The 21,441-nt window shown below is 67.3% G+C and carries 16 protein-coding genes; 9 read left to right on the top strand and 7 right to left on the bottom strand.

From position 1 onward, the window contains the following. Together EET13_RS31765 and EET13_RS32390 are read left to right on the top strand one after the other, a co-directional pair. Positions 1–119: hypothetical protein (locus tag EET13_RS31765; RefSeq protein WP_244604026.1), on the top strand; the 119-nt coding region annotated here is incomplete at its 5' end. Positions 120–345: 226 nt separating this feature from the next. Continuing rightward, positions 346–1,908 carry a PE family protein gene (locus EET13_RS32390; RefSeq protein ID WP_168991313.1) on the top strand — a complete coding sequence of 521 codons (1,563 nt, stop codon included), beginning with the start codon at positions 346–348 and terminating at the stop codon, positions 1,906–1,908. Positions 1,909–1,940: 32 nt separating this feature from the next. On the opposite strand, the gene EET13_RS21170 is transcribed toward EET13_RS32390, so the two are convergent. Then, positions 1,941–2,537: a TetR/AcrR family transcriptional regulator gene (locus EET13_RS21170; protein ID WP_036400612.1), complete on the bottom strand. Its 597-nt coding sequence runs from the start codon at positions 2,535–2,537 to the stop codon at positions 1,941–1,943. Positions 2,538–2,781: 244 nt separating this feature from the next. On the opposite strand from EET13_RS21170, the gene EET13_RS32385 reads away from it, so the two are divergent. The 3 genes from EET13_RS32385 (at position 2,782) to EET13_RS21155 (ending at position 5,483) form a co-directional block, all read left to right on the top strand. After that, complete coding sequence (locus tag EET13_RS32385; RefSeq protein ID WP_168991312.1) at positions 2,782–3,906, top strand: PE family protein; 1,125 nt, start codon at positions 2,782–2,784, stop codon at positions 3,904–3,906. Positions 3,907–4,032: 126 nt separating this feature from the next. Beyond that, positions 4,033–4,929, top strand: a complete 897-nt coding sequence (gene mshB, locus EET13_RS21160) for an N-acetyl-1-D-myo-inositol-2-amino-2-deoxy-alpha-D-glucopyranoside deacetylase (protein WP_122444102.1) — start codon at positions 4,033–4,035, stop codon at positions 4,927–4,929. Positions 4,930–5,021: 92 nt separating this feature from the next. Next, entirely contained in the window at positions 5,022–5,483 is a 462-nt protein-coding gene (locus EET13_RS21155) for a hypothetical protein (RefSeq protein WP_036400606.1), read from the top strand. A gap of 13 nt (positions 5,484–5,496) precedes the next feature. Here the strand turns inward: EET13_RS21155 and EET13_RS21150 are convergent, their stop codons facing one another. Next, positions 5,497–6,369: a PE family protein gene (locus tag EET13_RS21150; protein WP_036400605.1), complete on the bottom strand. Its 873-nt coding sequence runs from the start codon at positions 6,367–6,369 to the stop codon at positions 5,497–5,499. A 163-nt stretch (positions 6,370–6,532) separates the two neighbouring features. Between EET13_RS21150 and EET13_RS21145 the strand changes: the two genes are divergently transcribed. Next, the gene (locus EET13_RS21145) at positions 6,533–9,139 is read left to right on the top strand and encodes a bifunctional FO biosynthesis protein CofGH (RefSeq protein WP_425294260.1); all 2,607 of its coding nucleotides are present in this window, start codon (positions 6,533–6,535) and stop codon (positions 9,137–9,139) included. A gap of 128 nt (positions 9,140–9,267) precedes the next feature. On the opposite strand, the gene EET13_RS21140 is transcribed toward EET13_RS21145, so the two are convergent. After that, complete coding sequence (locus tag EET13_RS21140; RefSeq protein ID WP_036400603.1) at positions 9,268–9,600, bottom strand: hemophore-related protein; 333 nt, start codon at positions 9,598–9,600, stop codon at positions 9,268–9,270. A gap of 210 nt (positions 9,601–9,810) precedes the next feature. Further along, positions 9,811–11,835 carry an NADPH-dependent 2,4-dienoyl-CoA reductase gene (locus EET13_RS21135; protein ID WP_122444101.1) on the bottom strand — a complete coding sequence of 675 codons (2,025 nt, stop codon included), beginning with the start codon at positions 11,833–11,835 and terminating at the stop codon, positions 9,811–9,813. Positions 11,836–12,119: 284 nt separating this feature from the next. On the opposite strand from EET13_RS21135, the gene fdxA reads away from it, so the two are divergent. Together fdxA and dapC are read left to right on the top strand one after the other, a co-directional pair. After that, positions 12,120–12,446, top strand: a complete 327-nt coding sequence (fdxA, locus tag EET13_RS21130) for a ferredoxin (protein ID WP_036400599.1) — start codon at positions 12,120–12,122, stop codon at positions 12,444–12,446. Continuing rightward, positions 12,443–13,594 (top strand): succinyldiaminopimelate transaminase, encoded by a 1,152-nt coding sequence (gene dapC / locus EET13_RS21125; protein WP_122444117.1) that lies wholly within the window; start codon positions 12,443–12,445, stop codon positions 13,592–13,594. The genes fdxA and dapC overlap by 4 nt, the downstream gene beginning before the upstream one ends. A gap of 5 nt (positions 13,595–13,599) precedes the next feature. Here dapC and EET13_RS21120 read toward each other — a convergent pair whose 3' ends face one another. After that, positions 13,600–16,416, bottom strand: coding sequence for a DEAD/DEAH box helicase family protein (locus EET13_RS21120; RefSeq protein ID WP_122444100.1), 2,817 nt, complete (start codon positions 16,414–16,416; stop codon positions 13,600–13,602). Positions 16,417–16,520: 104 nt separating this feature from the next. On the opposite strand from EET13_RS21120, the gene EET13_RS21115 reads away from it, so the two are divergent. Further along, positions 16,521–18,899, top strand: a complete 2,379-nt coding sequence (locus EET13_RS21115) for an APC family permease (protein WP_244604022.1) — start codon at positions 16,521–16,523, stop codon at positions 18,897–18,899. A 72-nt stretch (positions 18,900–18,971) separates the two neighbouring features. On the opposite strand, the gene EET13_RS21110 is transcribed toward EET13_RS21115, so the two are convergent. Further along, positions 18,972–20,138 carry a PPE family protein gene (locus EET13_RS21110; RefSeq protein WP_122444115.1) on the bottom strand — a complete coding sequence of 389 codons (1,167 nt, stop codon included), beginning with the start codon at positions 20,136–20,138 and terminating at the stop codon, positions 18,972–18,974. A gap of 49 nt (positions 20,139–20,187) precedes the next feature. Further along, entirely contained in the window at positions 20,188–21,366 is a 1,179-nt protein-coding gene (locus EET13_RS21105) for a PPE family protein (protein ID WP_122444114.1), read from the bottom strand. Between the last annotated feature and the right edge of the window lie 75 nt (positions 21,367–21,441).

Raw genomic sequence — 21,441 nt, 5'->3', positions numbered from 1 at the left:
TCTTGCAGGACACGACGATCGTCGCGGCCGGGCCGAGCGTGCAGAACGTCAGCCTGTCGGGCGCGGTTCCGGTCGGCATCGTCGGCGACGCCGGCCAATGGGTCAAGACCGGGCCGTAACGGCCCGCGGTAGGTATCCCTTCGGGTAAACCCTAGGGCGATGGCCCTTTTCGCCTCAATCACGGATCGCGTGGGGATTCGCCACGCAACGGTCGAGTCGCAAATTGTTACCAACGGATTACGTCGAAACAGCGCAACCGGCTCGCGGATCGCGATACGCTCCGCTGCGGGCTGCTCTGATCGGGCCAGGGACGGCCAGTAATCACGCACGGTTGAGAGGCCCGAGATGTCTTTTGTTTTCGCAGACGCCGAGCTATTGACAGCGGCGGCAACGGATTTGGCAAACATCGGTTCGACGATAAGCACGGCCAGCACTACGGCAGCATCCGCGACTACCAGCGTGCTTCCCCCGGCTCTCGATGAGGTGTCGGCGAGCATCGCCGCGTTGTTCGGGGCGCACGGCCAGGCATACCAGCAGCTCAGCACGCAGCTGGCGGTGTTTCACGACCAGTTTGTCCGGACGCTGAAATCGGGTGCGGTGGCGTATGTCGGCAGTGAGGCCGCCAATGTGTCGGCGATGCTCTCCGGCGGCCCTGCGCTGCTGGAGCAGGCCGGCCAGGTCGAAGCCGGCCTTACCGTCGACCTGGCCCGTGCCGAGTTCGCGTTCAACGAGAGTTTGGTCACCGGTGAAACCGCGTTGGGGCAGGCGGTTGCCGGCGCGAACGCCGCACTGGGCGGCATGCTCAACGCCGGCTTCAAGGTCGCCAACTCGCTCGTGTATGTCGGTGAGCAGTTGGTCAACACGCCCGCGGGTGTGCAGGTGGCGCCGGATCTCAGTGCCAGCCTGCTGGTCGGCGGTTCCGGAGGGTTGGGGGACCTGTCGGGGCTGGTAGCCACCGGCGGGACGCTGGTGACCGGCCTGCACGGCGGGTATACCGGGTTGCTGCAGGCCGTGGTTCCCGGCCCGGTTCGGGCGGTGCTGACGGGCTCGTCGGACAGCCTGTTGCAGCACATTGCGCACGCTGAAGTCGTCCTTGGTTCCGGCATCGTCAACGGTGAGCTGGCGATCAACCACGCCCTGGTCGACGGGGAGATGGCATTGCAGCAAGCCGTTTTCGGTACCGACGCGGCGCTCAACGGTGTGGTCAACAACGGTTTTGGCATGGTCAACTCGTTGGTGGGTACCGGCGAGCAGTTCATCAACACCGTGTTGGGTGCGCCGGTTCCGGACAGCTTCTACTCCAGCTTGGCCGTCGGTGGCTCGCTGGAGGGCGAGGCGCAGCTCGGTGGTATCGCGGGCGCTATCACTCACGAACTCATGCTTGATGCCAATCTGATCGGCCTGACCGGCGGCGCGCTGACGCCGGTGCTGGCGACCCTGGGTGTCGATCCGACTCCCATGCAGGCCTTCTTGGCTGCCCCGGCTGGTCTCGTGGCACAGCTGGAACACGGGCTGACTGGCTTCAACGCCACGCTGATCGGCGCCGAGCTCGACTTCAACAGTCGCTTGGTCGCTGGTGAAATGGGCTTGGAGCGAGCCGTTTTCGGCACCAACGGGGCCGTCAACGGGGTAATCGATCGTGTCTTCAACATGGGCAATCTGGCGCTGGGTACCGGCGAGCAATTCGTCAACACCGTGTTGGGCGCACCTGCTCCGGCAGATTTCTACGCCCAATTGATGATCGGGGGTGACGGGCAGGTCTTCAGCGACGGACACGTCGGTGGCGTGTTGGGTGCCGTCCAGCAGAAGTTGATGCTTGACACCCAGTTGGTCGGGCTAGTTCTCGGCGGAGACCCGGTCGACATCGCTACCGGTGTCGAAACCGGTGGCGGCGGCGAAACGTACTGACGGCGGCGGTCCGTTGCCGGCAACCAAGACGTCTAGGACGTCTTCCGCGGGATCACCGTGTCGACGATGAGTTCCAGCTCTTTGCGGTTTGGCGGCGTTCCGGTCAGCATGAAGTGCTGGTTGATCAGGGCCGGCCCCACTCGTGCGGTCAGTGGGGTGAGCGTGGCCGGATCGATCTGGCCATCGCGAGCAGCGGCCTGCACGATCGACTCGACGATTTTCAGGCGGGGCACGATCACGGCGTTGGTGAAGATGGAGCGTAGTTCGGGTTCGTGGATCAGCTGACCGATGATTTCCAGCCCCGGGAAGTCGGTCTTACCGGCCAGCACATCACGGTGAGCGGTGAACACCGTCAGCAGGTTTTCCCGTGCCGAGCGGCCCGGACGGGGGTCCTCGAGCGGGGGCACGGCGTACTGCAAGGCGGCGTGGACCAGGTCGTGTTTACTGGCCCAGCGCCGATACAGCGCGGCTTTGCCGGTTTGAGCCCGCGCCGCGATCCCTTCCATGGTCAGACCGCCGTACCCGACCGCGGCGAGCTCGGCCAGCGTGGCTGCATAGAGCGCACGTTCGAGCACTTCGCCGCGTCGGCGACTGCGGACGTTCGGCCGGTCCTGGGCGAGCTGCGTCATGGTGCGATAGTAGCCGCCCGCGTTCCTATCTAAGCCTCCGGAACCGCCGGTCTGGCCATGCGTGCGCAAATCCATCTGCCCAAGCGGTCGATGTCCGCGCTCCCGCAGGATTGCCCGAGTAGCACATTATTACCGGCGGATTTTGTGGAAATAGTCATTTGTGTGCCAGAACAGCGATACGCTCCGCTTGGGTCAGCCCGATCGGGCCGGGGTGGCTGGTAGTAGTGCTATGGGGAGGTCCGAGGTGTCGTTTGTATTAGCGGAACCGCAGTTCTTGACGGCCGCCGCAACGGATTTGGCGGGGATCGGTTCGACGATAAGCGCGGCCAATATGGCCGCCGAAGCCGCTACGACGGGGGTGGCACCGGCTGCTCTGGATGAGGTATCGGAAGCGATCGCGTCGCTGTTCAGTGCCCACGGCCAGGCCTACCAGGCGCTCAGCGCCCAGGTCGCGCGGTTGCACGACCAGTTTGTGCAGGCGATGAACGCCGGTGCGAACCTTTATGCCAGCGCCGAGGCCGCCAATGTGTCCCCGCTGCAGGCAGCGCAGGGCGCGCTCGGCGCCCCCGGCCAGGCGTTGGCGGCCAGCTCGCCGGGCAGCCCCTTGCAGCAGTTCGAGGCGGCGCAGATCAGTGTCAACCCCGCTCTGGTCAACAACGAGTTGGGCTTCAACCATTGGTTGTTGACCAACGAGGTGGCGTTGGAGCAGCGGTTCTTCGGTACCGATAGCGCGCTCAACGGTGTGATCAACCGCGGCTTCAATGTGGGCAACTTGCTGGTGGGCACCGGCGAGCAGGCGCTCAACACCGTGGTGGGCGCGCAGGTGCCGGCCAACTTTATCTCGAGCCTGCTCACCGGCAGCGGGGCACAGGTGTTCAATGGCGGTCAAATCGGCGGTCTGGCAGGCGCTTTCGACCAGAGCCTGGTGGTCAACGCAGACCTGGCCGGTCTCGTTGTGGGCGCGACGCCCGCCTCAGGGTTATTGCCCGTCTCGCCGGACACCATGTTGCATCAGCTCGAGACGTCACACCTCAATTTCAACTCCACTCTGGTCAACAACGAGTTGGGCTCCAACCATTGGTTGTTGACCAACGAGGTGGGGTTGGAGCAGCGGTTCTTCGGTACCGATAGCGCGCTCAACGGTGTGATCAACCGCGGCTTCAATGTGGGCAACTTGCTGGTGGGCACCGGCGAGCAGCCGCTCAACACCGTGGTGGGCGCGCAGGTGCCGGCCAACTTTATCTCGAGCCTGCTCACCGGCAGCGGGGCACAGGTGTTCAACGGCGGTCAAATCGGCGGTTTGGCAGGCGCTTTCGACCAGAGCCTGATGGTCGCCGCCGACCTCGCCAGCCTCGTCACGGGCCGCTAGGTTTGCCCGTTCGGCCCGTCTGCGATTAGCGGGGCCGCGGTATGGCATTAGCGGCTCCACGTTGTTAATTGTTGCGGTGGGTTGCGGCTGGATGCCGCGGGGCGCGGCGGCTAAGGTTGCCAGCTGATGCCTGAGACGCCGCGGATGCTGTTCGTGCATGCCCACCCCGACGATGAAAGCCTCAGCACCGGCGCGACGATCGCCCACTACACCGCCCGGGGCGCAGAGATCCATGTCGTCACCTGCACGCTGGGGGAGGAGGGCGAGGTCATCGGCGAGCGATGGGCACAACTCGCCGCCGGCCACGCCGACCAACTCGGCGGCTACCGCGTCGGCGAACTCACGGCCGCACTGCGGCTGCTGGGGGTGAGCGGGCCGCGCTACCTGGGCGGCGCGGGCCGCTGGCGCGACTCCGGCATGGCCGGCACTCAGCAGCGCAGTAACCGCAGATTCGTCGACGCCGACGAGCGCGACGCAGTGGGCGCGCTGGTCGCGATCATTCGCGAGGTTCGTCCGCATGTCGTGGTGAGCTACGACCCGGCCGGCGGCTATGGACATCCCGATCACGTCCACGCCCACAAGATCACCAACTCCGCGGTGGCCGCAGCACACACGTCAGACTTCCCGGGCCGCCCCTGGGCGGTGCCGAAGGTTTACTGGACTGTGTTCGGGCTCAGCGCATTCCGGGCGGTCATGCAGGACTTGACCGCCGAGGATCTGCGGCCCGAGTGGGTGATGCCGCCCGACGACGTCCCCTTTGCCTTCCGCGACGAGAAAATCGATGCTGTCGTGCAGGCCGACTCGCACGCACAGGCCGCCAAGGCCGCGGCGCTGGCAGCGCACGCCACCCAGGTCACCGTCGGCCCGACCGGCCGGGCCTGCGCCCTGTCCAACAACATGGCGCTGCCGATCGCGGCCCACGAGCATTATGTGCTGGCCGCCGGCGTCGCGGGGGACCGCGATGAACGTGGCTGGGAAACAGATCTGCTCGCCGGTCTGGGCTTCACAGGGTACGACACGTAGGCTGCCAATCAGGCAGCCAAGGAAGGAATTCGCATGGACCCCGACCTGGACCCCAACCTGCAGCATTGGCAGGATCGGCTGGACAGCCTGCAGTGGGTCATCGGCTCGATACTCTCTCAGATCGACAGCGTCCCAACCTGACCGAAACCCAGCCGCGCGCCGTCTCGGGTGAAGAGACCGCCGCCATAGACCCCGCGATCCGTGTTGTCGTCTTGGCGTTGCTGGCCGTCGACGGGGTCTTATCCGCACTAGCCGGGGCTCTGCTGCTGCCGTCCTACATCGGTTCGGTGCCCTTCCCGATCAGCGCTGCGATCAGTGGTTTGCTCAATGCCGCCCTGGTGTGGGCAGCAAAGCGATGGACCACCTCGCCGCGGCTCGCCGCGTTGCCGTTGTGGACATGGCTATTGACGGTGGCGGTGTTGAGCCTGGGTGGCCCCGGTGATGACGTCGTCCTGGGTGGACGGGGAGTGATGGCCTTCGGGGCGTTGATCCTCATCGGGTTCGGCGTCGCGCCGCCGGCATGGGTGCTGTTGCGGCACCGCGTCAGCGGCTGACGGCTACTGCCGGTTACGGGAGCGGCGGCCAAGGCGGAAGGAAGTTGCGGATCCAGCTGATCTCGGTGTTGATGAACTGGTTGACCGACGCCGTGGTGGCCGACCAGAGGTTGCTCAGCCCCTGACTGAAGGTGATGGTCCCGTCCAGCCAGTCGAGCGTGTTGAACAGCGCGCTCTGCACCATCGGCTCGAAGAGGTAGTAGAAGAAGTTGATCTGCGGCGCCAAGATCCCGAGGTAGGGCACCCAACCCGCCGCCCAGGAGGCGACGTTGAAGCCCCACTGCACCCACGGCTCGGCCCAAATGTAGAAGTTCTCGATCGCGTCGGCCACCGACACGGGTATCACCGCCGCCGGTGCCGCCGCGGCGCTGGCCAAGGGTCGCAGCAGCGCGCCGGCATCCGCCAGAGCACCGGCCCCGCCGGTGGGCGGCAGCGCCAGCGCCCCGGCTAACGGGTTTCCGCCGAGCATGCTGGGCCCTACAGCGCCACCGACGGCGCTCTTGACCTGGTTCACCGCCTGCGACAGGAGGCCGTTCGGGCCGATCAACGGGTGGCCCAGCAGTTTCTGGGCCGGCGTGGTCACCGCTCCCAGCAAGGACTTGGCCGCGTTGGCCTCGGCGGAGGCATAGGCGTTGGCGCCGGCGCTCAGGGCCTGCGCGAACTGGTCGTGAAACGTCGCCAGCTGCGCGCTGAGCCGCTGATACACCTGACCCTGAGACGAAAACAGGGCGGCGACCTGCGCCGAGACGGCGTCGGCGGCAGACGCGGTGACCGTGGTCGTCGGAACCGCCGCTGCCGCGTTGGCCGCGCTGATTTCCGATCCGATGCCGGCGACATTCGAAGCCGCCGCTGCCAGCGCCTCCGGCGCCGCGGCCAGATACGACATCGCGTGTGCACCCCCGTTCCACCGTGGTGGGGTTAGCGTATCGCGATCGTCTGCAAATCGTGGTGGATCGGCCAAGACGCCGGCGCAGGCCGGTCAGTGACGGGCCCGGTCTTGCCGCTACTGTTGCGAATATGGCTCCCGCCGAGTTTCGGATCGTTGCTGCGTGGACGGAAGTTGCACCATCGTGCCACTGACTTCGCGCCAGGAGTCCACAGCTCTGCCGCACCCCGTACTGCCGCTCAGACCGGATGCGTCGGCGATGCGGCGGGTGCTGCGGCGGGCTCGTGACGGGGTCTCGCTGAATCTCGACGAGGCGGCCGTCGCGATGACGGCGCGCGGCGCCGACCTGGCCGAGCTGTGTGCCAGCGCGGCGCGGGTACGCGACGCGGGTCTGGAGTCGGCCGGGCGGCGCGGCCCGGAGGGTCGGCTGCCGATCACCTACTCGCGTAAGGTTTTCATCCCCGTCACCCATTTGTGCCGCGACACCTGTCACTACTGCACCTTTGTCACCGTTCCGGGCAAGCTGCGAGCCCGCGGCGCGGGAATGTATCTGGAACCCGACGAGATCCTTGACGTCGCTCGTCACGGAGCGGAATTGGGTTGCAAGGAAGCATTATTCACACTCGGTGACCGTCCGGAGGATCGTTGGCCGGAGGCGCGGGAGTGGCTCGACGAACGCGGTTACGACTCCACGCTGTCGTATGTGCGCGCGATGGCGATCCGCGTGCTGGAAGAAACCGGGCTGCTGCCGCACCTCAACCCGGGGGTGATGAGCTGGTCGGAGATGTCGCGTCTCAAGCCGGTGGCGCCGTCGATGGGCATGATGCTGGAGACGACATCGCGCCGGTTGTTCGAAACCAAGGGCCTGGCACATTACGGCAGCCCGGACAAAGACCCTGAGGTGCGCCTGCGCGCCCTGACCGACGCCGGCCGGCTCTCCATCCCGTTCACCACCGGCCTGCTGGTCGGCATCGGCGAGACGCTGGCCGAACGCGCCGACACCTTGCATGCAATTCGCAAGGTGCACAAGGAGTTCGGCCATGTCCAGGAAGTGATCGTGCAGAACTTCCGGGCCAAGAAGCACACCGCCATGGCTGCGGTTCCCGACGCCGAAATCGACGATTACCTGGCGACGGTGGCGGTTTCGCGGCTGGTTCTTGGCCCCGGCATGCGCATTCAGGCGCCGCCGAATCTGGTGTCGCGGGAGGAATGCCTGGCGCTGATCGCCGCCGGCGTCGACGACTGGGGCGGGGTGTCCCCGCTGACGCCCGACCATGTCAACCCGGAACGGCCTTGGCCCGCGCTGGATGACTTGGCCGCGGTCACCTCGGAGGCCGGTTACGACCTGGTTCAGCGGCTGACCGCGCAGCCCAGGTATGTGCAGGCGGGCGCGGCCTGGATCGACCCACGGGTGCGCAGACACGTTGCGGCACTGGTTGATCCGTCGACCGGCTTCGCGCGTGACGTCAACCCGGTGGGCATGCCGTGGCAGGAACCCGACGACATGGCGTCGGCCGGCCGGGTAGATCTCAACGCGGCGATCGACACCGAGGGCCGTAGCACCGAAGCTCGCAGTGACCTCGACAGCGCCTTCGGCGACTGGGAATCCATCCGTTCCCAGGTGCACGATCTGGCGGCTCGCGCTCCCGAGCGCATCGACACCGATGTCCTTGCCGCACTGCGTTCGGCGGAACGGGACCCCGCCGGCTGCACCGACGCCGACTACCTCGCACTGGCCACCGCCGACGGTTCGGCGCTGGAAGCTGTTACCGCGCTGGCGGATTCATTGCGACGCGACGCCGTCGGCGATGACGTTACCTTCGTGGTCAACCGCAACATCAACTTCACCAACATCTGCTACACCGGTTGCCGGTTCTGCGCCTTCGCCCAGCGAAAGGGCGACGCCGACGCGTACTCGCTGTCCGTCGACGAGGTCGCCGACCGCGCCTGGGAGGCCCATGTCGCCGGCGCCACCGAGGTGTGCATGCAGGGCGGCATCGACCCGGAGCTGCCGGTCACCGGCTATGCCGATCTGGTGCGCGCGGTCAAGACCCGGGTGCCGGAAATGCACGTGCACGCGTTTTCGCCGATGGAGATCGCCAACGGCGTGACCAAGAGCGGACTGAACATCCGCGACTGGCTGATTAGCCTGCGCGATGCCGGGCTGGGCACCATTCCCGGCACCGCCGCCGAGATTCTGGACGACGAGGTGCGCTGGGTGCTCACCAAGGGCAAGTTGCCGACGTCGCTGTGGGTCGAGATTGTGACCACTGCGCACCAGGTGGGGCTACGGTCGTCGTCGACCATGATGTACGGGCACGTCGACACCCCCCGGCATTGGGTCGCCCACCTCAACGTGCTGCGTCAGATCCAGGACCGAACCGGCGGCTTCACCGAGTTCGTGCCGCTGCCGTTCGTCCATCAGAACTCGCCGTTGTATCTGGCGGGGGCGGCGCGGCCGGGGCCCACTCAGCGTGACAACCGCGCGGTGCACGCCCTGGCGCGGATCATGCTGCACGGCCGGATCCCCAATATCCAGACCAGCTGGGTCAAGCTCGGCGTCGCCGGCACCCAGGCGATGCTCAACGGTGGCGCCAACGACCTCGGCGGCACGTTGATGGAGGAGACGATCTCGCGGATGGCCGGCTCCGAATACGGCTCGGCGAAGACGGTCGCCGAACTGGTAGCCATCGCCGAGGGGATAGGCCGGCCCGCGCGTCAGCGCACCACTACCTACGCCTCGCTCGCGGCTATGCGGGGGCCATGCTGAACCGACGTCGTCCCGTTGTCCGCCCCGAAGTCGGTGACACCGCGTAAGAGCGCAAAGAACGCGGGCGTAACGCACGCAAGATTCCCGCGATGGGAATGCTGCGTGGCGCTACGCCCGCGCGCTTGGAATCAGTAGTTGTTGCAGGACGCCGCGACGGACTCGACCAGCCCGACGTATTGCGCAGCTCCGGGCATGGCCTGCACCTGCGCGGCCATCTGGGCGCGCCGCGGTGGCGCCGCGGCAAGGAACGAATGCAGCCAGCCCTGCGCGAGCGGCGATGCGTTGAACTGCGCCGCGGCTCCTGGATCGGTCGCATTCAGCGCCGCCATCACCTGGCCGTAGTTACACGTGGTGTTGATGACCGCATCCAGCGGATCTGCGGACGCGACTCCGGCCCCGGCGCTCAGCGACAATGCCAACGCGCCGGCAGCAACAGTCAGTCCCTTCAACGACAGCCTCATGTGTGGACACCTTCCCCATTTATTGCACCGCCAACAAGACGTCGACGACATCTGCCCAGCGGGTTGCCGTCTTCGCTCAAGATTAGCAGCCTCTGTGGCCTAACTCATCTCAAACGGGTTATCGACGAGACCCCTCTCGGCGTAACTATCCGCAGGTCAGCGCCGTATGAGCGACGATTTCACGCTCAGTGAAATCGGTGGCCAGCCGGGTCATAGGCGGGCAGCAACTTCGGTCCCCTGCTTGATGGCGCGCTTGGCGTCCAGCTCGGCGGCAACCGCCGCACCGCCGACGATGTGCAGGTCGGCGCCGTCGCGGCGCAGCGCAAACTCCAGGTCGCGCACCGGCTCCTGGCCGGCACAGATCACCACGGTGTCCACCGCCAGCACCCGGGACCGTCGCCGGTGCGCGCCGAAGCTGACGTGCAGGCCGTCGTCGGTGATCCGCTCGTAGTTGACCCCGGAAAGCTGCTGGACGCCTTTGGCCCGCACTGACGCGCGGTGTACCCATCCGCTGGTCTTGCCGAGCCGCCCGCCCTGCGGTCCCTTGGTGCGCTGCAACAGGTAGACCTCGCGCGCCGGCGGCGCCGGTCGCGGCGTGGTCAGCGCACCCCGGGCCGCGGCCGGATCGGCGGCGCCCCACTCTTTCTTCCATAGCTTGAGGTTCAGGGCCGGTGAATGCTGGGTGACCAGTAGCTCGGTCACGTCGAACCCGATGCCTCCGGCGCCGATTACCGCCACGGCTTTTCCCACCGGCTTTGCGCCGGTGATCGCCTCGGCATAGGTCAGCACCCGTGGGTGGTCGATGCCGGGAATGGCCGGGATGCGCGGCGCGACACCGGTGGCCAGGACGATGGCGTCATAGCCCGTCAGCAGGTCGGCGGTCGCCCTGGTTCCCAACCGGACCGCGACGCCATGTTTGGCGAGCATCGTTGAGAAGTAGCGGATCGTTTCGCTGAACTCCTCTTTGCCCGGTATCCGGCGGGCCAGGTCGAACTGGCCGCCGAGGAATTCGTTGGCTTCGAACAGGGTGACCTGATGTCCCCGCGCGGCGGCGTTGACCGCAGCCGCCAGCCCGGCCGGACCCGCGCCCACTACGGCCACCGACCGGACTCGCCGCGTCGGCGCCAAGACCAACGTGGTCTCGTGCCCCGCCCGCGGATTCAGCAGGCATGACACCGCTTTCTTGGCGAACGCGTGATCCAGGCAGGCCTGGTTGCAGGCGATGCAGGTGTTGATTTCCGCGGCTCGGCCCGATTCGGCCTTGGCCACCCACTCCGGGTCGCTCAACAGCGGGCGGGCCATCGAAATCAACCGCACCGGGGTCTCGGCCAGAATGCGTTCGGCGGCCTGCGGCATGTTTATCCGGTTGGACGCCGCAACCGGGATGCTGACGTGTCCGGCGATGGCGCTGCTGATGTCGACGAACGCGCTGTTGGGCACCGAGGTGACGATGGTCGGCACCCGAGCCTCGTGCCAGCCGAACCCGGAGTTGATTAGGGTCGCGCCCGCGGCTTCCACTTCGGTTGCCAGCGCAAGGATTTCGTCCCAGCTCTGGCCATCCTCGACGTAGTCGGCCAGCGACATCCGGTAACAGATGATGAAGTCGGCACCGACCGCCGCGCGGGTGCGTCGCACGATCTCCACCGCGAACCGGCGGCGGTTGGCCGGTGTGCCGCCCCAGGAATCGGTGCGCTTGTTGGTGCGCGGCGCCAGGAATTGGTTGAGCAGGTACCCTTCGCTGCCCATGATTTCGACGCCGTCATAGCCGGCCTCGCGGGCCAGCTGAGCGCACCGCGCGAAATCCGCGATAGTCGATTCGACACCACGTGCCGATAGCGCCCGCGGCCGAAAGGGATTGATGGGAGCCTTGATTGACGACGCGCTGACCGAAACCGGGTGGTAGGCATAGCGTCCGGCGTGCAGAATCTGCAACAGGATCTTGGCGCCCGAATCATGGACGGCACTGGTGATCCGGCGGTGCCTGCGGGCTTGAGCCGTGGAGACCAGCTCCGAGGCGAACGGCAGCAGCCAGCCAGTGCGGTTGGGTGCGTAGCCGCCGGTGACGATCAGTCCGACGCCCCCGCGGGCGCGTTCGGCGAAGTACTCGGCGAGCCGGTCGATACTGCCGGCCCGGTCTTCCAGGCCGGTGTGCATCGAACCCATGACCACCCGGTTGCGCAGCGAGGTGAAACCGAGGTCTAACGGCGACAACAGGTTGGGGTACCGGCTCGTCACGGGTTCTCCTGTGGTGGTCGAGCGACATCGAGCCGGCCGTCGGCGCGACGATCGCATGGCCAGCCCGCGGGGGCAGCATAAATGTCTGCAGTCGGCCGTGCAGCGTGAGGCATACCGACCGGTGTGCTGACCGGCGTGCCCATTGGTTGACGTGTATGTGCAACGTCTAGTATCAGTAACCGAACGCTTCGCCGATCAGCGGCCCGGAATCCGCGAAAGGCAAGCAACAGCCCCACACTGAGCAGTAGCTAGCAGTAGCTGAAGTACACGTTGAGGAGACGTCCGTGACATACGTGATCGCCGAGCCTTGCGTCGACATCAAGGACAAGGCATGCATCGAGGAGTGCCCGGTCGACTGCATCTACGAGGGTGCCCGGATGCTGTACATCCACCCCGACGAATGTGTCGACTGTGGCGCCTGTGAACCGGTCTGCCCGGTCGAAGCGATCTACTACGAAGACGATGTGCCCGACCAGTGGAGCCAGTACACGCAGATCAACGCCGACTTCTTCGACGAGCTCGGTTCTCCGGGCGGCGCGGCCAAGGTCGGCATGACCGAGAACGACCCGCAGGTGGTCAAGGATCTGCCGCCGCAGGGCGAAGAAGACTGAACGGGCCTCCGGCTTCCCGGCCAGCGCTCCAGCCTCCCCGGCCCGGCCGGCGGGTTTCGGCGTTCCTGCCGGATTTTCCCTGGGACACCTTGCTCGACGCCAAGGCGCGGGCCGCGGCCCACCGTGACGGGATCGTTGACCTGTCCGTCGGCACCCCGGTGGACCCGGTCGCGCCGGTGATCCGGGAAGCGCTGGCGGCCGCAAGTTCCGCGCCGGGTTACCCCGCCACTGCCGGCACCACACAGCTGCGTGCGGCCGCGGTTTCGGCACTGGCCCGCCGCTACGGCATCACCGGGCTGGCCGAGCCGGCGGTCCTGCCGGTGATCGGCAGCAAAGAGCTCATCGCCTGGTTGCCGACGCTGCTGGGCCTGGGTCCCGGCGACGTGGTCGTCGTGCCCGAGCTGGCGTACCCCACCTACGACGTCGGTGCCCGGCTGGCCCGCACGCAGGTGGTGCGGGCGGACTCGCTGACTCAGCTGGGCCCGCAAACCCCGGCGCTGCTGTATCTGAACTCGCCGAGCAACCCCACCGGACGGGTTCTCGGAGTCGATCACCTGCGCAAAGTCGTCGGGTGGGCCCGCGACCGCGGCGTGCTGGTGGCTTCCGACGAGTGCTACCTCGGTTTGGCCTGGGACGTCGACCCTCCGGGACCGCTGTCGGTGCTGCATCCCGAGGTGTGCGACGGCGACCATACCGGGTTGCTGGCGGTGCATTCGCTGTCGAAGACCTCGTCGCTGGCCGGCTACCGGGCCGGTCTGGTCGCCGGTGATGCGACGTTGGTCGCCGAATTGCTGGCGGTGCGCAAACACGCCGGGATGATGGTGCCCACGCCCGTGCAGGCCGCCATGGTGGCCGCCCTGGACGACGACGATCACGAAAAACAGCAGCGGCAGCGGTACGCACTACGCCGGGCCGCGCTGTTGCCGGCCCTGCAATCGGCGGGTTTTGCCGTGGACCACTCCGAGGCCGGCCTGTACCTGTGGGCCACGCGCGGCGAGAGTTGCCACGACACGGTTGCCTGGCTAGCCGAGCGCGGCATCCTGGTGGCGCCCGGTGATTTCTACGGTCCCCGCGGCGCGCAGCATGTGCGGATCGCGCTGACCGCCGCCGACGAGCGGATCGCCGCGGCAGTTACGCGGCTCAGCTGAGCGGGTCAGCGCCAGGTCGTGCGGAGCTGCGTGGTGAGCGCGAGGGGGTTGTCGCCGCGGAACAGCTCGAGAATGGCTTGGCCCTCCGGGGAGCCGGCCCGCAGGTGCCGCGGCGGCCCAATGTGCTGTTGCCAGGACTGCAGCAGGCGACCCAGCCGGTCTTTGCGACGGGCGAACCACTGCGGCACGCTATGCCAGGCGATGGCGCCCGGCAGGGGCAGGCCGACGACGGCGCGGGCCGCGAACAGGCCGCGCGCAACGGCCCCGGGGGGCGGGGCGAGGATCTTGCGCCCGATCAGATAGCGCGGTTCGGCCAGAGGGGCCAGTAGCTCGTCGAGGGCGGCGGTAAACCGCTGCGACTGCTCGGTGGGCACGCCGCCCAGTTCGCAGCGGATCCAGCCGTCGGGATCAGCGGTGATTCGCAGCGCTTCGGATCCGCGGTCGGCACCGTCCGCGGCCCGCAGCGCATCCGCAACGGTGGCCGCCAGCTGCTCGAGAGCGTTGGGTGCGTCGGTCAAACGGCGGTTTTCGGCCCGGGCGGCGCCCACGAACAGGCCGGCGCTCGTCGCGACCACTGCCCCGGCCGCGGCGGCGCCGGTCAGCGGACCAACGGTGTTGCCGGCCAGCGCGACGCCGCCCGCCGCACCGAGGAGCGACAGGCCGGTGACGGCGGCCCGTGCCGCGCCGAACGGACTGCGCCGCCCCGGCACCGCCGGTGCCAAAGCCGACCCCGGCAACCCGGGTGCGGCGATTCCCGGGGAGCGCTGGGATCGGATGCGGATGGTGGCGACATCGGTTCCCTGGTATGGCTCACCGATCCGCCACCACGCCCTGGCTTGGCCGCGCTCGTCGACGCGCTGCAGTGCCCGGGCGGTAATGTCGGCATCGGCCGCGGGCGGGCCATAGGGCGACAGGCGGGGATCGCAATGCGTCACCCCCGACTCGATGATCCCTTGCGGACTCGCCGCGAAGTAGGCGTCGTGTTTGCGCACCAGCCGCAGGTAGTCGGCGTCACCGCGCGGGTGATCGGCACTGATGCAGCACACCGACCAGTTGTCGGCCACCTTGCCGGCGTCGGTGGGATCTCTGCGCAGGGCGCGGCCGCGCATCTGGGTGATCGCTCCCGGGGTTGTCGCGCTGGTCAGGTCGACGGTGACGTTGACCGAAGCGCAGTCCCATCCCTCGCCCAGCAGGGCGCGGGTGCCGACGAGCACGCGGGCCCGCCCGGCCACGAAGTATTCCGTGGCCAGCATTACCCAGGTGCGCGGCCCGAAGTTGCCGTTGCCGCGGACGAGCCGCAAACCGGGGTGGGTTCGCAACAGCTCGGTGCTGACCACCGCGCCCCGGCTTGCGCAGAAGGCCGTCAGGTCGTCTTCGATCGCGGCCGGACAGGCGAAGGTTTGACCCGTCACGAGCAGAGGGTGCAATGGGCTGGCGCGCCGCTGGTCGGAGGCGGCGAGCATGGCGGTGACCAGCTGGGCCGACCCCGACAGGTCGTTGACGGGCGCTCCCCTCAGCGAGGTGGGAAGCGTGCCGGTCATGGACTCGAAGTCGCACAGCACCAGGGCTCGCAACCGGGCTCCCAGCACGGTGTCCTCGGCATCGAGGATGTGTGTCGTCGCTGCGACCTTGGATTCCGACAGCGCGCACACCCGGTCCACCGGTGAGGTGGCGACGCGCACCCCGCGACTGGTGAGCCGGTAACCGAGGCCCGGCAGTACCCGTTTGATTGCGGTCAGCGCCTGCGCGTCACGTGGATCGTCGCTGTCTTGCAGGTGGCCGGCGGCGAAGTCGGTCAATACGGTGACCCAATCGTGGGCGTCGGGTGCCACCCGATGCTGCTCGCGCAGGCGGGCGCCGTCGGGCAGCGGGATGAGGCCGTCGTAGGCGAAGCGCAGGCCACTTGCGGCAAGGGCGGGCTCGGCGCGCTCGAATGTCGACCACGCGATCTGGTTGCCTTCATTGGTCGACCGATCCACGACCCGGGCTCGTAGCCAGGCGGCCAGCGACATGCTGTCCACTTGCTGGTCGACCAGCGCCAGCATCAGGTCGGCGAAGCGAGCCCGCTCGGTCGCCATCCAGGCCTGCTCCTCGGGAGTAGGTTCGGTCAGATACACCAACTCCTGGTAGGGCGCGAGGTCGCCCTCTTTGACCAGGGCAGGTGCCGGCACCACGAAGTCGGCCGTGCCGAACAGCTCGTCATGCAGGGCGCGCTGCCACTCGGTGAGCGCTGTTGCCGGGGTCGCTGTCAGGCCGATCAGCGCGGTCTGCGGGCCCAGCACCGACACCAGCGCCCCGACCAGCGCACCCCACGTCGCCAGCAGGTGATGACACTCGTCGAGGACCAGCGTCCACGGTCCCAGCGATGCCGCCCGCTCGATCAGCGCCGTGCCGTTGGGGTGCAGCAGGCCCAACAATGCGTCCCGGTCGCGGGTGCGCAGGACCGCCCGCCGCGCCGTGGCATCTGTTTCGACGTCGATGACCGCCAGGGACTGATAGGTCAGCACGTTCATCGCCGACGTCAGGGCGCGGTCGGTGCCGCATGCCGGCGCCGACGGGTCCGACGACGGAAACCTGGTGTCCCACGCCGCAGCCCACTGCGCCTGCACTGCCGTGTTGGGAACCAGCACCAAGGTGCGCCGGCCCACCCGGCGTGCGGCTTCCAGCCCGATCATCGTCTTTCCGGCGCCCGGCGGCAGCACCAGATACGAGCGGTTGTCGCCCGCGGCGACATCGGCGTCGAACGCGTCCAGTGCCTGCTGCTGATACCGTCGCCATTCGCCGGCGAAGCCCCGGGAGTGCAAGTCACGGCAAGCCTCCACGAGTGCTCACCCTAATCAACACGCAAACAAACATCGTCTTGGCAGAATGCTGGGAATGCTTGCTCAACGCTGCACCTCGGGTAAGGATCGGGTAAGGAGTCGTCGTGACCGCTTCGGCTGGTAATCCGGCTGTCAAGCCGCCCATCCCGTTGTCGCTCGGCGACATCGTCAAGCGGGTGTTTCTGGGCAAACCGCTCGTCACCGAAAACCTGACATCCGAGAAACTGTCGAATCCCGTTGCGCTGGGCGCACTTTCGCCGGACGCCATCTCGTCGACGGCCTATGGTCCGGAGCAGATCCTGATCGAGCTGCTGCCGAGCGCCGGACTGGCGGCCTTCGCGTTGCTGCTGCCCCTCACAGGCGTCATCCTGCTGATCCTGGTGCTGGTCACCGCTTCGTATCGGCAGGTCGTGATCGCCTACACCAGGGCCGGCGGTTCCTACATCGTGGCCCGGGAGAACTTCGGGCCGCGCGTTGCGCAGATCGCGGCTGCGGCGCTGCTCATCGATTACGTGGTCACCGTCGCGGTGCAGTCGGCGGCCGGGACCGTCGCGGTGGTTTCGGCCATCCCCATGTTGGGTCCCTACAGCCTGGAGATCACGGTCGGTGTGGTGATCGTGATCTGCTACGCCAACCTGCGCGGCATGCGTGAAGCAGGGCTACCGTTTGCGGCGGCAACCTACTTCTTCGTGATCATGATCGCCTTGACCATCATCACCGGGGTCGTCCGTCAAATCTTCGGTGACTTACCGGTCTACGATCCTGCGCAACTACCCGGGACGGTGCCCGTCCACCAGGGGAACGGGCTGGTGATGGGCGCGACCATCCTGGTGGTGCTGCGCGCATTCGCCAATGGCGGTTCGTCACTGACAGGTGTGGAGGCGATCTCCAATACGGTCGACGTGTTCCGGAAACCGCAGGGCCGCAATGCGCGTCGAGTTCTCACCACGATGGCCTGCATTCTCGGCTTCTTGTTGGCTGGTGTCGCCTACCTTGCCTACGCCACCCATGCCACCCCGTACCGCACCGAATACCCGTCGGTGCTTTCCCAAATCGGCCGAGCGGTGTTCGGCACCGGGGCGATCGGGCACGTCTTCTTCGTGTTGGTCCAGGCATCAACCGCGGCAATCCTTTTCACCGGTGCCAACACGAGCTTCAACGGGTTTCCGGCCCTGGCCAGTTTCGTCGCCGAGGACCGGTTCCTGCCCCGGCAGCTGACCAAACGTGGTTATCGCCTGGTGTTTTCCAACGGCATCATCACCTTGACGGCCCTATCGGTGGCCCTGCTGGTGATCACCGGCGGCTCGGTCAACGCGCTGGTCCCGTTCTATGCGATCGGAGTGTTCACCGGGTTCTCGATGGCCGGCTACGGGATGACCAAACACCATCTCACCCAACGCGAGCCCGGCTGGCGCTACCGGCTGGCGATCAATCTGTCCGCGGGAATCCTGTCGACGGTCGTGGTGGGCATCTTCGCGGTGGCGAAGTTCACCGAAGGCGCGTGGCTGGTGGTCGTCGTCTTTCCGATACTGGTGTTCTTCCTGATGCGGCTCAACCGCGAATATCGGGCCGAGGCAGCCATTCTCGAGATGTTTCGCACCGACCGTCCCGAGGTGGTGAGGTATGCCCGGCACCGGGTGTATGTCTTTGTGAGCTCAGTCGATCTCTCGGTGCTCGAGGCGTTGCGGTACGGGAAAGGGCTTCGCGCCGACGAATTGATCGCGGTGCATTTCATGGTCGATGCGGCCCAGGCCGCGCAGTTGCGCAAACGCTGGGACCACTTCGATCTCGACACCCCGTTGCGGGTGGTGGATTGTCCGGATCGGCGCATCAACCGCGCGGCGCAGCTGCTGGTTGCCCAAGCGCGTGATGAGCATCCGAACACCAACGTGACGGTGTTGTTGCCGCGTCGAACGTTCGCGCCGGTGTTGGGGCGCCTGTTGCATGACCGCACCGCGGACAAGATCGGCCGGGCCGTCAGCCTGATCCCGGACGCTGCGGCGACCATCGTGCCCTACGACGTCCAATCCCGCATCAAAGAGGCCTACCCCGACGGCTTCGAGCAACGGGTGGCGCGGGTGCTGGACAGGATGGAAGCGTGGGTTTCCCGCGACGCAGGGTCGGCTGTCTACGCCTACGAGCATCCCGAGCGGCCGGCCACGGTGATCACCGTGGCCGGGCTGATTCCCGGGCAGCGCGCGACCGTCGAAGGGCGGGTCAGTCAGGTCGAAGACATCAGTCGGCGTACGCGTACACAGCGATGGATCCTGGTGGGCGACGAGAGTGGGGACATCTGTGTCGCGTTTCGCCAGGGGCGTGGTGGTGCCGACATCCAGCCGGGCCAGCTGTTGCGGATCACCGGTAAGGCACGCCAGAGCGGAAATCGGCCCATGTGGATGGTGGACCCCGTATACCACGTGCTGGAGGAACCGCCGACGGCTCCCAATCCGGGAGACACCGCAATAGCTCAAGAGGTCCGTTGAAGCCGGATCCAAGTTCGCAAACCCGCCCGTGTCTGCGGCGACTGGGGCGTCTGTGGCCCGGGCCGGTGCGGGCTATCCGCCCCAAACCGGACGGGGCATCGTGAAACGGCGCCGCCCCGTGCGCAGCACCGGGGTACCCGTGCGTCGCGCCACCTTGCCGCTCATGGGCCCCATCCCGGGCGGCCGGTTCGACATGCCGTGCGGTAAGTCGGTTTCGTCCGCGGGAGCGGCGCGCATACCGCCGTCCGAGGGCCGCGGCAGCCCGTCGGCGACGCCGGCCTGCGGGGCCGCGGCAGTCCAGCTTTGTGGAACGGACAACTTTCCCACCGTCGCTGCGCATCCAGCACGGGCCAGCACCGGAGTGTCAACTCTTCCCGCTTGCCTGGCCCCCACGGTGCTCGCGCGGGTGATCGGCAAGCCTTTGGTGTCGGCCTGGACGTCTGATCGGTAGAGCGCGGTGCCGAAGCGCCCCGCCGAGGTGACGGTACGGCTCAGGGCGGCGGCAAGGTTCGCCGGCCCGGTGAGGGCATTGAAGTCGCTGACAGCAGTGAGTAGCAAGGCCGGCCAGAACCATGACGACCCGCCCGAATGTCCGCTTGTTGCCAGCATTTGCAGTAGTTGCGGGACGACTTGGCAGAGTTCGGCATGGTCGGCGGCCGTTGTGGCAACGAGATGTGCTGCGGCGGCAATACTGTCGGCGGGTCCGCCGGCGGTTGTGCTCTGCGGCGGAGCACTGAACTGCACCGACTGCATCGCGACGGCCGAGGAAGCCGCGTAGTCGTACATCGCTGCCGCGTCCTGAGCCCACATCTCCAGGTAGGCGGCCTCGGTGGCGGCGATCATCATGGTGTTCTGGCCGAAGAAGTTGGTCGCCACCAGCGCCGCCAGCAAGACGCGGTTGGCGGCAACCACTTCCGGCGGCACCGTTGCGGCGTGCGCGGCCTCGTACGCAGCCGCCGCCGCTCGCGCCTGACTGGCGGTGTCTTCGGCCTGCGCCGCCGTCGTCAGCGCCCACGCCACGTGCGGCGCGATGGCGCTTGCCATAGCGGTCGCCGCCGCACCAGACCAGCTGTTGTTCAGCAACTCCGACACCACTGTGGAGTAACCGGCCGCGAACAGCTCCAGTTGTGTGGCCAACGCCGCCCAGGCCGCCGCGGCCGCCAGCAGGGGCGCCGAGCCTGGCCCGGAATACATTCGGGCCGAGTTGATCTCGGGAGGGAGTGCCCCGAAATCAAGCATCGGCATCCTTTTCCGTGCGGTCGTGCGGACCGGTCGCGTGCGGTAACGGCTAGCCGCCGAGCGAAGGGCGCGGCATCTTGAAGCGGCGCGGCTCCACCCGTAACACGCTGCCGACAGTGGGCCGCGTCGAGAAACCTGCTATCGGCCCCATGCCCGCGGTAGGCGGCCCGGTCAGCATCTCTGGTGTCTCCGACCAGGACGGTCCGCCGTCGAGTTCGCTGTCCGAGAACCACATCGGTTCCTCGGCAGACACCGCCGGCGGATTCGCCGCTGCCCAGCTCTGGGGAACGGACAGCCTCCCAACCGGTGCCGCGTTACCCACACTCACCACCACCTGGCCGTGAAGGGCCGGTGCAGCCGCCGACTCCGCGGCCTTGGTAATCGCCTTGGCGGCGCTGCCGCCGGCCTGGAGCCCGGATCGGTAGGCTCCGGTCAGGAAGCTGCCGGCCGATGTGGTGGTACGGCTGAAGTTGGAGGCCAGACTGACCGGGCCGGCGAGAGTGTTGAAGGCGCCGAAGGCCGCCAGGATCGTCGAGGGTCCCAACCACGAGGCAGTGCCCGAATGCCCGCCCGCTGCAAGGGTTTGCAGCTGTAGTGACACCGTCGACATCAATTCCGTCAGGCTCGTGTGCGCCTTCGCGGCGGCTGAGGTGGCTGCGGCCTGGGCGACCGCGGTGGATTGGGCCGCTAGGCCGGCGGCGTTGGTAGTCTGGGGCGGTTCGCTGAACGGCGTGAGGCTGGTCGCTGCCGACGAGGCGGCGGCATAGCCGTACATCGCAGCGACATCCTGCGCCCACATCTCCTCGTAGTCAGCCTCGGTGGCCGCGATCGACGTGGTGTTCTGTCCGAAGAGATTGGTCGCGACGAGCATGGTCAGCTGGGAGCGGTTGGCTGTGACCAGTGTCGGCGGCACGGTCGCCGCCAGCGCAACCTCGTAGGCGGCTGCGGCCGCACGAGCCTGGCCGGCAGCCTGTTCGGCCTGTGTTCCCGCCGCCGTCGTCCAGGCCAGATACGGTTCAATCGCACCGCCCATGGCCGCCGACGCGCCGCCGGCCCAACTCTCGCCCTGCAGCCGCGAGATCACCACGCCGTAGGCCCGCGATGCGGACTCCAGGCCGGCCGCCAAGGCCTCCCAGGACGCGGCGGCCGTGAGCATTGACGCCGAGCCCGGGCCGGAATACATTCGGGCGGAGTTGATCTCAGGCGGAAGGACCCCGTAGTCGAGTATGAGTATCACCTTCCTTAGTTGCCCTTAGTTGCCCTTAGTTGCCCTTAGTTGCCCTTAGTTGCCCTTAGTTGCCCT

The sequence above is a fragment of the Mycobacterium attenuatum genome (assembly GCF_900566085.1).
GTDB classification, from domain to species: Bacteria; Actinomycetota; Actinomycetes; order Mycobacteriales; family Mycobacteriaceae; genus Mycobacterium; species Mycobacterium attenuatum.
Note: the sequence above shows the minus strand (reverse complement) of the source record. Positions and strands in the feature narration are given on the sequence as shown.

Excerpts from the sequence above, each read along its gene's own strand:
- EET13_RS21110 (WP_122444115.1), bottom strand. The coding sequence starts at position 20,138 with ATGCTTGATTTCGGGGCACTCCCTCCCGAGATCAACTCGGCCCGAATG.
- EET13_RS32390 (WP_168991313.1), top strand. The coding sequence starts at position 346 with ATGTCTTTTGTTTTCGCAGACGCCGAGCTATTGACAGCGGCGGCAACG.
- EET13_RS21150 (WP_036400605.1), bottom strand. The coding sequence starts at position 6,369 with ATGTCGTATCTGGCCGCGGCGCCGGAGGCGCTGGCAGCGGCGGCTTCG.
- EET13_RS21140 (WP_036400603.1), bottom strand. The coding sequence starts at position 9,600 with ATGAGGCTGTCGTTGAAGGGACTGACTGTTGCTGCCGGCGCGTTGGCA.
- mshB (WP_122444102.1), top strand. The coding sequence starts at position 4,033 with ATGCCTGAGACGCCGCGGATGCTGTTCGTGCATGCCCACCCCGACGAT.
- EET13_RS21170 (WP_036400612.1), bottom strand. The coding sequence starts at position 2,537 with ATGACGCAGCTCGCCCAGGACCGGCCGAACGTCCGCAGTCGCCGACGC.